Origin of the sequence: Catenovulum agarivorans DS-2 (assembly GCF_000568405.1) — a bacterium.
GTDB classification, from domain to species: domain Bacteria; phylum Pseudomonadota; class Gammaproteobacteria; order Enterobacterales; family Alteromonadaceae; genus Catenovulum; species Catenovulum agarivorans_A.
Genome location: NZ_ARZY01000003.1, coordinates 1 through 13269, shown reverse-complemented (window position 1 = coordinate 13269; position 13269 = coordinate 1). Strand labels below are relative to the sequence as shown.

General features: G+C 40.7%; 13 protein-coding genes. 2 read left to right on the top strand and 11 right to left on the bottom strand.

Translation table 11 applies throughout. The features are described 5' to 3' along the window. Window positions 1-7: 7 nt before the first annotated feature. Genes DS2_RS02505 through argC form a run of 3 tightly spaced genes read right to left on the bottom strand, consistent with a single transcriptional unit; the run spans window position 8 to window position 2742 of the window. Window positions 8-919 (bottom strand): ornithine carbamoyltransferase, encoded by a 912-nt coding sequence (locus DS2_RS02505; protein WP_035013068.1) that lies wholly within the window; start codon window positions 917-919, stop codon window positions 8-10. Between the two features lie 35 nt (window positions 920-954). After that, window positions 955-1728, bottom strand: a complete 774-nt coding sequence (gene argB, locus DS2_RS02500) for an acetylglutamate kinase (RefSeq protein ID WP_035013067.1) — start codon at window positions 1726-1728, stop codon at window positions 955-957. Continuing rightward, entirely contained in the window at window positions 1729-2742 is a 1014-nt protein-coding gene (gene argC, locus DS2_RS02495) for an N-acetyl-gamma-glutamyl-phosphate reductase (RefSeq protein WP_035013066.1), read from the bottom strand. It abuts the gene before it with no gap. A gap of 465 nt (window positions 2743-3207) precedes the next feature. Between argC and DS2_RS02490 the strand changes: the two genes are divergently transcribed. After that, window positions 3208-4572, top strand: a complete 1365-nt coding sequence (locus DS2_RS02490) for an ATP-binding protein (protein WP_035013065.1) — start codon at window positions 3208-3210, stop codon at window positions 4570-4572. Between the two features lie 55 nt (window positions 4573-4627). Here DS2_RS02490 and metB read toward each other — a convergent pair whose 3' ends face one another. Further along, window positions 4628-5779: a cystathionine gamma-synthase gene (gene metB / locus DS2_RS02485; protein ID WP_035013064.1), complete on the bottom strand. Its 1152-nt coding sequence runs from the start codon at window positions 5777-5779 to the stop codon at window positions 4628-4630. Between the two features lie 197 nt (window positions 5780-5976). Here metB and metJ point away from each other — a divergent pair, with 197 nt between their 5' ends. Next, complete coding sequence (gene metJ / locus DS2_RS02480; RefSeq protein ID WP_035013062.1) at window positions 5977-6321, top strand: met regulon transcriptional regulator MetJ; 345 nt, start codon at window positions 5977-5979, stop codon at window positions 6319-6321. Here the strand turns inward: metJ and DS2_RS02475 are convergent. The 7 genes from DS2_RS02475 to DS2_RS20525 form a co-directional block, all read right to left on the bottom strand. After that, on the bottom strand, window positions 6318-6893 hold the full coding sequence (locus DS2_RS02475) for a tRNA-(ms[2]io[6]A)-hydroxylase (RefSeq protein WP_035013061.1): 576 nt from the start codon (window positions 6891-6893) through the stop codon (window positions 6318-6320). The two genes, metJ and DS2_RS02475, sit on opposite strands and share 4 nt — an antisense overlap. Before the next feature lies 1 nt (window position 6894). Then, the gene (locus DS2_RS02470; RefSeq protein WP_035013164.1) at window positions 6895-7146 is read right to left on the bottom strand and encodes a DUF2960 family protein; all 252 of its coding nucleotides are present in this window, start codon (window positions 7144-7146) and stop codon (window positions 6895-6897) included. Between the two features lie 4 nt (window positions 7147-7150). After that, window positions 7151-7837, bottom strand: a complete 687-nt coding sequence (locus DS2_RS02465; RefSeq protein WP_035013060.1) for a sulfotransferase — start codon at window positions 7835-7837, stop codon at window positions 7151-7153. Further along, on the bottom strand, window positions 7821-9740 hold the full coding sequence (locus DS2_RS02460; protein WP_035013059.1) for a POTRA domain-containing protein: 1920 nt from the start codon (window positions 9738-9740) through the stop codon (window positions 7821-7823). The genes DS2_RS02465 and DS2_RS02460 overlap by 17 nt, the downstream gene beginning before the upstream one ends. 187 nt (window positions 9741-9927) lie before the next feature. Beyond that, entirely contained in the window at window positions 9928-11394 is a 1467-nt protein-coding gene (locus tag DS2_RS02455; protein ID WP_035013058.1) for a hypothetical protein, read from the bottom strand. Between the two features lie 14 nt (window positions 11395-11408). After that, window positions 11409-12113: a SapC family protein gene (locus tag DS2_RS02450; RefSeq protein ID WP_035013057.1), complete on the bottom strand. Its 705-nt coding sequence runs from the start codon at window positions 12111-12113 to the stop codon at window positions 11409-11411. Between the two features lie 85 nt (window positions 12114-12198). After that, window positions 12199-13269, bottom strand: a 1071-nt coding sequence (locus DS2_RS20525; RefSeq protein WP_035013056.1) for a hypothetical protein, incomplete at its 5' end; no start/stop codon positions are given.

Sequence of the window (13269 nt, the reverse complement as noted above, 5' to 3'; positions counted from 1 at the left end):
TTTGCTCCTACTTGGACAATAGCGTCATTAAAACCGCGTTTTGCGCATGCATGCGGTTTTCTGCTTGCTGAATTAACAACGAACCTTCACCGTCAACCACGTCATCAGTTGCTTCGATACCTCGATAAACGGGTTGGCAGTGCATAAAGTATTTTGCACCTGTTTTTGCCATTAGTTCGGCATTAGTTTGGTAAGGTGCAAAGATTTTTTGTATATCTTCAAGCGACTTAGAGTCGCCCATAGAAATCCATGTATCATTGTAGATGGCTTCTACGCCGTTGGCTAAGTCGACATCATGGCTAATGCTAATTTTGCCGCCATTTTGCGCTGCCAAGTGTTGAGCCAACTGAATAATATTAGCATCCGCTGAGTACCCTAATGGGGTGATTACTCGTACATCAACACCTAATATAGCACCCGCTAACATAAGCGAATGTGCTACATTGTTCCCATCACCAATATACGCAATTGAAGCGCCTTCTAGCGAGCCGCCTCTTACTTCATATAGAGTTTGATAATCAGCCATTGCTTGGCATGGGTGATACAAATTACATAATGAGTTTACAACTGGCACACTTGCGTGCTCTGCCATTTCAACTAGAGTGTTGTGGTCAAATACACGAGCGACAATTGCATCTACCCAGCATGATAGATTTAAAGCAAAATCTTTTACTGATTCACGCTTGCCTAACTGACCATTTTGTTGATCTAAATAAACCGCATGACCGCCCATTTTAGCAATACCAACATCAAAGCTGACGCGCGTACGCAATGAAGGCTTTTCGTAAATAGTTGCAATGCTCTTACCCGCTAAAGCTTGGCTATATTTAGCTGGGTTTTGTTTAAAATCGACTGCTAGCTTAATAATATCGAGCAACTGCTCTTTGCTATAGTCTTTTACGCTAAGAAAGTTTTGCAAGATCCTGCTCCGCTTCTAAATTTATCTGGCTGCTGTTATTCAGGCTGAACCGTTGTGCCACAAGACTGATCTTGTAACCATTGGCCAATTAATGCCGGATTGCGCCAGTTTAAAATACCGATAGGTGCAGCCAACTCGGTTGCTGTATCTATTGCGGTATTCACTTTAACTATCATGCCATCAGTAATTACGCCGTCAGCAATTAATTGCGCGGCTAATTCTTTGGTCATTTGAGGAATTACTTTTTTGTCGCCATCTAAAATGCCGTCTACATCCGACAACAATAATAATTGGCCACGTAACATTTTTGCGATTGCTTCTGCCGCTTGGTCGGCATTTACGTTTAATAACTGGCCGTTTTCATCACAACCAATTGAACTGACCAAAGGCAAATAACCTGTTTTAACCAAAGTTTCGATTAAACCTGCATGGCCACCATCAACTTGACCAACACAGCCTAAATCGGCATCTGGTACAAAACAGTTGATTTCGCCACCGTCGGCTAACGAAATGCCAACAGCATTATCACCAACCGATTTAGCCATAGCGACCATTTGTTTATTCGCGCTACCAGCCAAACCACCCACTACATAAGGGATATGCTCAGCTGGGGTAATGCGTAAACCGTTTTTCTTTTCGCTTTTTAGGCCTAAATCAGTTAATAGCTTTTGTACTAAAGCCCCGCCACCATGAACAACAACTACTGGTTGGGTATCACGAATGCGTTTTAGCTCAACAAAAAATGCGTTTAAGCACTCTGCGTCTTCTAATAACGCACCGCCTACTTTAATAACTAAGGTTTTTGCCATTTATACTAAACCTCGGCCAGAGTCGAAACCGAAACGCAAGTTAGCACATTGAACAGCTTGTGAAGACGCACCTTTTAATACGTTATCAATGGCACTGACGACAATTAAATAACCCGTTTTTTCGTCTAACGCCCAGTGCAAATCAACAAAAGGGGTACCTTCAACATTTTGAATTGCAGGCCACGACTGACGTAAACGCACTAATTTTTTACCTTCGTAGGCATCGTTATACGCTTGGTTAATTTGTTGAATGTTAGTACCGTCGTTTAATTTCAAAGTGATGGTTGCCAATATACCACGCTTAAAGTTACCCAAATGTGGGGTAAAAATAACTGGGTTGGATAGGTGCTCAGCAATTTCTGGTGTATGGCGATGCGACAATACCCCATAAGGGTTAAAGCTCACTTCACAAAAGCTTGTTGAAAGCTTAGCAGAACGACCTGCACCTGATGCGCCACTAACGGCATTAATATTTGGAATAACCGAACTATCGATTAATTTTGCTTCTTGCAATGGCTTTAACGCAGACAAAGAAGCCGTTGGGTAACAACCAGGTACAGCAACTAAGTTAGCTTGACGAATTTCAGCCGCATTCCACTCTGCTAAACCATATACAGCTTGCGTTAATAATTCAGGATATTTATGCGAGAAGCCATAATATTCTTTGATTACGGATAAATCTGATAAGCGGTAAGCACCAGATAAGTCAAAAACTACACCACCGGCTTCAACAATACGTGCCGCCATTTCAACACTGGCTTCGTGTGGTGTACATAAGAAAATTGCGTCACATTCTGGTACTAATTTAGCGATTTGACTTTCGCTAATTGGAATTAATGTACGGTCGATTTGATATGCATATTTACCATGTAGTGCCGAAAATGCTTTGTAAGCATCTGCACTATTTTCAGATACGTATAAACCTGCAATTTCAAATTCAGGATGTTTATGGATTAAGCCTGCTAACTCAGCACCAGCATAACCACTTGCTCCAACGATAGATACTCGAATCATATTCCCCACTCCCAGCGCAAAACCAAAGGCGTATTGTAGCAATCAACCACAAAAAATAAAGCGCACAGAGCGAACGATTTCTCGTTAACTCTGTGCGCGTCATAAAGTGTTTATATATTAACCAAACAAAAACCGAATAACAAGCAAGACTTGAATATATATTCACTTATTATTCATAAATACCCAAAAATATAAAATTGTCGGTATTGTTGAGAAAACTAGCTAAAGGATAACTTAGTTTTGCTGGTTTTGCATACTTTGAAAGACCATAGAAAATTGTACACCTATAGAGTTTTGAAGCATCTAACAATTTGCATTTCAAAACGACATGGAGCATTGGTGACAAAAAGTCACGCCAACCATGCCCTAAAAATCAAAATAAGTCTCAAACATGGGGAAATTTTCCCTTGAAAAAGTCGCAATCACTGATAGCCTACTAAAAACAATTGCTCAAGACTGACAACAATGGTTAAGTTTAAACGAATTTACGAAGAAAAAATTCAATCTTGGATAGATACAAAAGAAAGACATCCCCTACTGATTGACGGCGCTCGCCAAGTCGGAAAAAGCTATTTAGTTGAACAAGTCATTGCCCCAAAGTATTTTAATAACATTCTAAAATTGGATTTCATGAAAGATCCAAGTTTACATTCAATTTTTAACGGCTCGCTATCCGTTGATAATATTTTAGAAGAAGTTCAGTTAGCGACCAATCAGATATTTAACCGCGAAACAGATCTATTGTTTTTTGAAGAAGTTGGCTTGTGTCGGAATGCACTCGAGTCGTTGAAATTTTTCAGCCAAGATGCTCCTGACATTCACCTAATAGCGACTGGCTCAAACATTGATCTATTTGGAAGATTTCCTGTTGGCAAAACCGTTAGAATGACCATTCATCAATTTACCTTTGAAGAATTCTTATGGGCAACGGATAACGAGTTACTGGCCAATTATCTGCATAAAGAGCCAAATGCAATATCTGAACTTGCACATGATAAGTTGATGACAGCATTCAGAGAATATCTGTATGTAGGTGGTATGCCCGCAGCTATTCACGCTTGGAATGCGCCAAACACAAATATTATTACAAGATTAAACGACGTTCGGGAAAAGCAAAATAACATTATAGATGATTACATAATGGATTTTGGCAAATTTGCTGAAGATGACAAAGTATCGCCAATGATCACAGAAAGGATCTACAAAAGCATACCTGTACAGCTGTCTCTCACCCACGAAGAAAAACCAATGCCTCGTTTCAAATTTCGAGATGCAATGAACAATAGAAAAACGACTTATAACGAGGTAAGTTCACCCGTCTCATTTCTTGAACGACTAAAATTGGTCAGACGCATCCATCAGATTGATACGGTGAATCAAAAATTTCCGTTAAAAGCTATGGTCAAAGAATCGTTATTTAAATTATGTCTAACGGATATAGGATTACTAAATGCTATGTTAGATATACAATTTACCCAAATCAGGAACAAAGATTTTGCCTTCAATGGATTCCTTGCCGAGGTGTTTGTTTTAAATGAAATGTTGAGCTCTCATACTTCGCCGCATGCTTCTAGTATTTATTCATACAAAAAAGGTGATTTAGAAGTTGAATATATTATTCAAGGAAAAGATGGAATTCCAATCCCTGTAGAGGTTAAAAGTGGCAACAACACCAAAGCAAAAAGTCTAGTTGCTTTGATGAAAAAGTCTGAATTAAAAAAGGGTTACAAGTTAACGGCGAAAAGTGTTCAGGTAAATTCCAACAGAGATATTGAGCAATGGCCAATTTATCTAGCCAAATCTTTGTACAACAAACTCACGCGTTTCTAAAAACAAAATAGCCCGCTATATCTCAGCGGGCTAATAAAGTAGTCAAAGAAGTGAATTACAGCGCATCTAACGCTTGTTTTACATCAGCAACTAGTTCGCTGCTGTCTTCAATACCAACAGAAAAACGCACTAATGTTTGAGTAATGCCAGCTTTTAATTGTGCAGCTTCATCCATGGCAGCGTGTGTCATGGTAGATGGGTGACAAACTAAACTTTCAGTACCACCTAATGACTCAGCTAAGCTGAAGTGTTCTAATTTGTCGATAAAGCGCGTAACTTCGTCTGTCGTGCCTTTTAATTCAAACGACAACATAGCACCAAAACCGTGTTGTTGCTTTTTGGCAATTTCATGACCAGGGTGGCTTGGTAAACTAGGGTGATATACCTTATCTACCGCTGGATGGTCTTTTAATACATCAACTAATGCCAATGAGTTTTCTTGATGTTGCTTCATACGTGGAACCAAAGTACGTACACCACGTAAAGTCATGTAACTGTCAAACGCAGAACCTGTAATACCGATACAGTTTGCCCACCAAGCTAGTTCTTCACCTAACTCTTTAGTTTTGGTTACGACAACACCACCAACAACGTCACTATGACCATTGATGTATTTAGTGGTTGAATGTACAACAATATCTGCACCTAAAGTAAGTGGTTGTTGGAATACTGGTGACAAGAAAGTATTGTCTACTGCTACCAAAGTTTCAGTTTGTTTCGCACGATTACAAATATCAGCTAAGTCAGTAATTCGTAAAAGCGGGTTACTTGGCGTTTCTACCCAAATAACTTTTGGTTTGGCCGCAAATGCTGCGTCTAACTCTTGTTGATTGGTTTGATTAATAACTTGCAGTTTAAACGCACCACGTTGCGCTAAGTTAACAAATAATCGATAACTACCACCGTAACAATCGTGTGGTACAACTAATAAATCGTCTGGACGCAATAATTGGCAAACTAAGTGAATAGCAGCTGTACCAGTTGCAGTAACAACACCATGTGCACCGTGCTCTAATTCAGCTAAAGTATTAGCTAAAATGTCGCGCGATGGGTTACCACAACGGCTATAATCGTACGGGCCTTTTTGATCAAAGCCTTCAAATGCATAGGTGCTTGATAAATAAATAGGTGGAACAACGGCGTTATATTGGCCATCCGATTCAATACCACCACGCACGGCGATGGTTGCTAAATTTTTTTTGCTCATAAATTCTGCTGCTTTGGGTTTATTTTAGACGTCTATACGGCTAAAATGTATCGTTATGCACTATATGGGTCAAGCAATTTATCTTATTTGACCATTATTGCGGAAATTTTTACATTATATACTCTATAGCTGAGTTGCCCAATGCTCATTTTATCTAAGCTATACTCGGCATTCGCTTTATTAAGGTACGAACAACAATGACAAAACGTAGCGGTACTACAATTTGGGATGGAAACTATGTTCACCCATATGTCGAGCACGGCAAAAAGAGTGAAAAGGTTAAAAAGATCACTGTGTCTATTCCAACCAATGTTTTAAAAGTTTTGACCGACGAGCGTACCCGCCGGCAAATCAATAACCTAAAACATGCAACCAACAGTGAATTATTGTGTGAAGCCTTTTTACATGCGTTTACTGGCCAGCCATTGCCAACCGATGAAGATTTAGCCAAAGACTCATCGCATAGAATACCCGCAGAAGCCCGCCGAATTATGGCCGAAATGGGTATCGAGTTTGAAGAAGAAGATGAGTTAGAAGATTAATGAAGAGCAGCTCTAAATGGCTGGCGAGCACAAATCTCAGCTTCAGCTATGAGAATTTCTTCCAACCTTGTATCAACCGTTGCTTTATCAAAATACTCATACGCTAATTCGACAAATAAGTTCTTATGTGTTTTTTCCGAATCAGCAATTTGTTGATAAAACTCTTGCTCAGGCGAACCATCAGGTAAAGCTTGAGCAACCAGAGAAAAACGCTCATAACCACGCGCTTCAATTACAGCTCCAACCAATAAGCGGTCGATAAAAAACTCATCGGTACCTTTACGAAACAAAGCGCGAATTTCATGGATGTACGGGTCTTTTTGATCATTGCCCAAAATAGCGCCACGTTTATACAAAATCTTCACCACTTCCTTAAAGTGGATCATTTCTTCTATTGCTAAATCAGCCATAGCCCGCACTAGCTTTTCGCGGTCAGGATAGTGAGACAACATAGACACTGCCATACCCGAGGCTTTTTTTTCAGCTGCAGCATGGTCTTGCAAAAAAGTGTCGAAGTCAGCCAAGACTGCTTCAGTCCATTCAAAAGGGGTGTGGTATTTTAATTCAAACATATTATTCGTCTTCAATTTTAAGCATTTGGATCTGCTCAAAACCCAATTTTTTAAAGTATTCTTCGCGATAGTTTTTAACCGCAGCTGAGGTTTTACTGGTCGCAGCAACCTGCTGCTCCATTCGTAAAAAAGCAGTTAAATCAATATTCTCTGCCGCAGCTACAGCTTCGTGCATATCATTAAATTTGTCGTAGGCAAAACTAATTTGTTTTGGTTGTTTTTTAAAAGTATATGAAATTTTACGTACGGCCATGCCACTACCTAAGGTCATCAGTTAAGAACGCAAGTTTATCGACCTTACCGAACCTTGTCGACTCAACTTTGTTGGGATGGCTTATTTGTTGCCAAGCAGTCACCTTACCTGCGATATTTATCGGTTTAAAAGCTTTGTTGCTAATTAATTGATTCATTGGCAATAATTGGTGCTGCTGTAAAAATTCAACTAAGGCGTCAAAGCTGCCTGGGTTGGCAACATCCAATTTCAATAATCGGCTTGGCTGATTACTAAACCATGCCTCTACGTTCAACTGGTGTTGTTGGTAACACTGGGCCAAAAACATTACATCATCAATATTTTTTATGTTAAATGGCTGAAAAACCTGCTGATAAACTCGTTTCAAATGAGGGTTAAAACCGCCATCTGGACGAACAATATTTTTATGCATCCGCCGCAATAGCTGCTGAATAGAGGGTAGCCAAGCGCTAAGCTCTCGTTGCAAATAAATAAATTTAGCCTCTGGATAGACTTGAGATAATTTTACAAAGTCGGCAAAGATAGGCGCATCGGCAATAACTTGTGCCTGAGTGAATGCATCTTGGGTGAAAGCTGTATGTGCGGTTTTAAACCCCAATTCTAACATAGCCACGCACAGACTCGTTGTTGCTGTACGTGGTAAACCCACCACAAAAACTTTGGCTTGTGACAAATTAGAATCGATAGACATAACCTAAAGTCAGCGCTTTTTCTCGCGATTCAAACTTTTTCGGCTGAGTTCTAACCATAGCCGAAAAACTGTGCTGGTTGTAATCATAACTCGCTTGCAAGTAAGGGTAATGCACCCAACAACTAAAATAAGCATTAACTTCAACTTCTTTAATGCCACAGGTTAAGTGTTTAACTTTTCCGTCGCCGTCGGCATCTGGATAATCTTGCTCCGAGACATAATTCATCGCAAATTCACTATGCCACCCCAGTTTGGTTTGTAGTCTGTCGGTCCATACGTATTGCCAAGCAATATCTATATCTCCCCCCCAGACACCCGAGTCGGCACCGCCATACTTGTACGAGCCTGGAATCGCTTTTTCAGGCGTAAATTCAAAATGTCCACCCAGAATAATATTTTGTTTAGCATTGATACGGCTATAATGGGTTAAATCTAAATAAGCTTTCCAGAAATCAGCTTGCATCAGGCTGTCATTACCAACGGGGCCGGTTAACGTGCGAATTTCATCACCATTGGTTTGAGCATTTTTATTCTTAAATTTATCTTCAACTTGCGCTTGCGTTAAGCCGCCAAACGCACCTTCTAACGCCTTAGCAACTTTGACATCTACTTTGGTAAAAGCTGCATTGCCTAATAGTTGATAACGAAATGAACTTGATAAACTGGCCGACAACATCACTAAAGTTTCTTCTGTGTCGAGCCATTTAAAGCCTGCAAGTAAATCTGCGTCATCGAATTGGCAATAATCAACCGAGTCTTGGGTAACAATTTGACCCGTCGGGCATTCATCTAAACTAACCATGGGCACAAATTCACTAAAGTTTACATGTTGAATTTGTTCGTTTGCGGTAGTTTTATGTTCCACCCCAACCGAGTATTGGCTGTTTTGTCCAAGCGCCAACGGATTTTCAACCGATAATTTAAACAAGCGGCTTTGCCCACCTATTTCAAATACCGACGAGTTGACTACATCGTCAGAAACTCGATAACGAATATCAGCTAGTTGAGCACTAAGGCGCCCTCCTTCTTGACCATAAGGCATAACATATTTAGCTGTTAGTGATGAAAAATTTGCAGTTTCTGCAGGGTCGATTGTGGCACCTAGCTGTAAATAATCGCCGCTGCCAGTTGGATTTACAAACAAGCCGCTCAAACTCAACCGTTTGTCTCCAGTTAATCGAGATGCGTTTGTGTATAACGACAAAGCTTTAGTCGCTTTGATATCATCTATCTTGAGTACGAGATCAGTTTTACCAAAACCGACACTGTTTAGCTCTGGCGTAATTCGCGCTGAAGGCAAGAAAGTCAGTCGTGACAATCGCTTTTTAAGCGTAGGCGCATGAATTACTTTGCCAGTTAGATCGTTTAGATGGCGCAAAAATAACTTTTTGTCGTACTCAAAGCTATTTTCACCAATGATTTGAATTTGGTTGAGGCGGTTTTCTTCTATTTGTAGAACCACCACTCCATTATTAATTTGCTGCGCTGGTACTACACAACGAGAGGTTGTGTAACCTAGCTGATGAAAAATTTGTGTAATCTGCTGCGCGATAGTTTGTAAATCTGCCGAAGTAACCATTTTGCCAATATAAGGTTTGGCGATGGGAATTATTTGCTGATTTTTCAACAGCGTATTGCCCTTTACACTTATACTATTGAGCTGAAATTTTACTGTTTTAGCCAACTGAGATTGACCTTGGCGCTGAATATTTTGATCTATTTGTAAATCTTGAATATCTGTCGGCTTATCCAAGTTATCTTGGGTTTGTTGCGAGTTTTCTTGTTGGTCTTGCTGTAATTTTTGAATGGTATTGGCGGCTACAGGCGATGATACTAAGCTGCTCGACAATAACATAGCTGACGCAACTGCCGTCAAGTTAAATGCAGGCTGGCGTGTATTCATATAACTCCCTGATTATTTTTTTATTGGTTAGCGCAACAGAAAGTAAAACATTAATTCAACGATTGCTCAATCGTACGTTATGAAATTTGAAGTTTTATTTATTTAATAATTATTTACATGATGATGAAAGCAATATTTTAGGCACAGAGTTGCTGCTTTGCTGTGCCTAAAACTTTAGACTGATTGATTATTGCGCTGGGCAATTTTCGCCATAATTCGCATTTAAGCTTTGTAGAAACGACTCACTCGGAGTGGTGCTATCCATAGCGGCACATAGCTCGGCTTTAGTCGCAAGCGGGTATATCCCCATGTCTTGATTGTCGCTACCACACATACCCAATTCAAAATCAAAGGTACAACTTGCCATTAACCGCACATTCGCTAAGTCAAAACCTGATAAAAACTCAGCATTCGCACTTAAACTAACAAACACAGCTTGGTTACCCGCAATGCCTGCATAAACGCCAGAATCAGGTGTATATGACAACACCAATCCATCAAACGATGCGCCTGTTGCTGCTAACGTAATTTGGTTGCTAGCTGAATTGAAAGTCATTTCAAAGCCCGCGACCGAATTATCCAATAACTCCCCCTCATTACCTGGTACAGGCGCTAACAGTAACGAGTTGATAAACGCAGCTTTGCCGCCAGTTTGTTTAACTTGTTCAGCCAGCTCAATCGATGTATTTAACCCCTCTGCACTTGATTTAACCGCATCAGTTGTTATCGATGTGGTAATCTGCTGTGTTGAACTAGTCGGTTTTACCTTTGTTTGTACAACTTTGATAATAGATTCATATAATACCTTTTGAGTACCACTGCCGACTTTAGAAGCGGAAATTGTCAAAGCTATTTGTTTTGCAGCCTCTTTGACAAGTTCTTGGTCACCTGTGCTTAAACCGAGCGTGTTTATCGCGCTGTTTAAAAAGTCACTTAGGCCAGTATCAGAGACTAAGCTACCATTAGTAGAACTGGCTGCCTCTTTCAATAAATTTAACGAGTTCTTATTTCCAGCTGAGACCTTGTTACCTTCTTTTGCGACAATAGCCTCTTGTACCGCGGTTAATTTAGCCGAGGTTTTGGCTATGACATCTTTGATTGTCGTTACCTCACCATTTATCGTGGTAGGGGCTGTTGAAGCTGCTTTAACCCCTTTGGTCAGAGCCTCTTGTACAATCTCCTGCGTCAAACCACCTATACCACTGGCAGGTATTCCTGTCGCTGGAATTAATGCAGCAATTGGATTGGCAAACAGTGCTACTTGCCCAGTTGCTGGATCTGCTTCTGGCACAAATTGCATTTCAAACCCAACGTTATAAGCGATATCAGCCTCAGACAAGTCGCCACTTTCATCAATATCTTGGAAAGTCAAAAAAGCTTGCTCGTCGGTATTTCGGCTGGCAAATTCAACTGGCGGCACTGGTGTCACCCCTTCGGCAAATTGATATTCACCCGGTGCAATTTCGGTTGCTGTGTTACCATCACCATCAACCACTGACAAGCCAATAATTAGTGCGTCTTCCGCAACATACGTATATTGATTTTTCACCTGATCTTTTGCTGATTCAGAGCTAGAGCAAGCGGCTAGTATTAGAGTCGCCAAAGCAAAAGCACTATATTTTAGAGGTTTATAAACCTTTGAGCCTTGTTGCATCGTTTTACTCCATCTCAATTAGCTAATACAGATAGCTTTTTAAAGTTACCTAAACTCATTAGGTGGGCGATAATCAATTTGTATGCACCTGTGTTGACCAACTGCAATTTCTGCTCGTCAGCCAGCTCTGAGAGTTTATCTTCGTTTATGCGTTTAAAGCCCTTAATTTTATAATTCTTACCGCCCGAGTTCATTTGCGCTTGTGCGTCTTCTAACAATCTAAGCTCATCAAATTGGCTAATAATTTTTTCTGTTTTCCGGCAAGCTGACTCGTATTGCTTCATAAATTTCATAACATTCAAGGTAAACTCAGTCGCTTCACCTTGGTCAGTAAATAAAGCTTGTCCTTGTGTTTGACTCAAGCTAGGTGAGCTTGCATCCAATGCCAACATTAATTGCTGTTGTTCTTGAACAAATACAAATGGATAGCGTCGAATGAATGCCGGTACATATTCTCCAGCTCGCCATTGACCATTTTCATCTAACAACACGTTCTGTTGCGGTTTTATCCCTAGCAAAGCAAATGCGACAAATCGTTTCTGTTCATTTTGAGTAAATAAAATAGGTAAAGATTTGGCACATTCGAAAAACTCGTCTGCCGTAACTACGCATTCTCGTAACTGCTCGCTAAAGTGATAACCTTCTAATGGATTTACTTTTAAATTGAAATGCTGATCTTTGTTTAAAATTTCGATTTTTTGATATATGCCAAGTTCCATTGTGTTTTCTCTTATATTTATTAACTAATATCAGTGCAGGGTTAGGGCAGCTTAACTGCCCTACGTAGTTGAGTCTAACTCAATGTTATTGGTCTGAGTTTGAGTCTCCAAATAATTTGCGGAAGAAATCTAAGAAGCCGTTACCAGTCGAAGTATCGTCTTGTAGATCTTTCACATCTTGGCCTAGTTCATCCAGAGTCTCATCGCCAACAGTTGCACTACCTGCATCTACCGCTTTAAGCACGACATTACTACTTGCTACTTCTGATACCTTAGTTGCGGCAGTCGTGGTATCACCTTGGCCTACTCTAAAGTCTGCAATTGCATCTGCTTTCGCATTAGCTAGGTCGGCAGTTGCTTGCGCCCCACTGGCGGCCGCAGCATTATCACTAATCGCACTAGCATTTGTTGTGATGTCGGCAACACTTGCAGATAAGCTACCTTGGCTTCCACCTGAAGCTAGGTTTACAGTGTTGTTAATGCTGGTGTCTGTAATATCGCCATTGTCATCCATAGTAAAGCTTGCCAATGCAGCAAGTTTTTTGCTGTTGTTGGAAGTAATCGCCGCCGCGTTTGCTGCGATTGCAGTATCTGCATCAGCTTCATTTTGGTCAACATCAGCTTGTACCGCTGCGATTGCAGTATCTGCGTCAGCTTCATTTTGGTCAACATCGGCTTGTACCGCTGCGATTGCGCTATCTGCATCTGCTTCGTTTTGGTCAACATCTGCTTGCAACGCAGCTTCTGCAGCTGTTGCTCGTGTTGTTTCAGCAGTAATTGCCGCCGCGTTTGCTGCAATTGCAGTATCTGCGTCAGCTTCATTTTGGTCTACATCGGTTTGTACCGCTGCGATTGCGCTATCTGCATCTGCTTCGTTTTGATCAACATCTGCTTGTACCGCTGCTATTGCAGTATCTGCATCAGTTTCGTTTTGGTCAACATCGGCTTGTACCGCTGCGATTGCGCTATCTGCATCTGCTTCGTTTTGATCAACATCTGCTTGTACCGCTGCTATTGCAGTATCTGCATCAGTTTCGTTTTGGTCAACATCGGCTTGTACCGCTGCGATTGCGCTATCTGCATCTGCTTCGTTTTGATCAACATCTGCTTGCAACGCAGCTTCTGCAGTTGTTGCTCGTGTTGTTTCAGCAGTAAT

Excerpts from the sequence above, each read along its gene's own strand:
- DS2_RS02475 (WP_035013061.1), bottom strand. The coding sequence starts at position 6,893 with ATGTTTGAATTAAAATACCACACCCCTTTTGAATGGACTGAAGCAGTC.
- argC (WP_035013066.1), bottom strand. The coding sequence starts at position 2,742 with ATGATTCGAGTATCTATCGTTGGAGCAAGTGGTTATGCTGGTGCTGAG.
- metJ (WP_035013062.1), top strand. The coding sequence starts at position 5,977 with ATGACAAAACGTAGCGGTACTACAATTTGGGATGGAAACTATGTTCAC.
- DS2_RS02460 (WP_035013059.1), bottom strand. The coding sequence starts at position 9,740 with ATGAATACACGCCAGCCTGCATTTAACTTGACGGCAGTTGCGTCAGCT.
- DS2_RS02455 (WP_035013058.1), bottom strand. The coding sequence starts at position 11,394 with ATGCAACAAGGCTCAAAGGTTTATAAACCTCTAAAATATAGTGCTTTT.
- DS2_RS02490 (WP_035013065.1), top strand. The coding sequence starts at position 3,208 with ATGGTTAAGTTTAAACGAATTTACGAAGAAAAAATTCAATCTTGGATA.
- argB (WP_035013067.1), bottom strand. The coding sequence starts at position 1,728 with ATGGCAAAAACCTTAGTTATTAAAGTAGGCGGTGCGTTATTAGAAGAC.
- DS2_RS02465 (WP_035013060.1), bottom strand. The coding sequence starts at position 7,837 with ATGTCTATCGATTCTAATTTGTCACAAGCCAAAGTTTTTGTGGTGGGT.
- metB (WP_035013064.1), bottom strand. The coding sequence starts at position 5,779 with ATGAGCAAAAAAAATTTAGCAACCATCGCCGTGCGTGGTGGTATTGAA.
- DS2_RS02470 (WP_035013164.1), bottom strand. The coding sequence starts at position 7,146 with ATGGCCGTACGTAAAATTTCATATACTTTTAAAAAACAACCAAAACAA.
- DS2_RS02450 (WP_035013057.1), bottom strand. The coding sequence starts at position 12,113 with ATGGAACTTGGCATATATCAAAAAATCGAAATTTTAAACAAAGATCAG.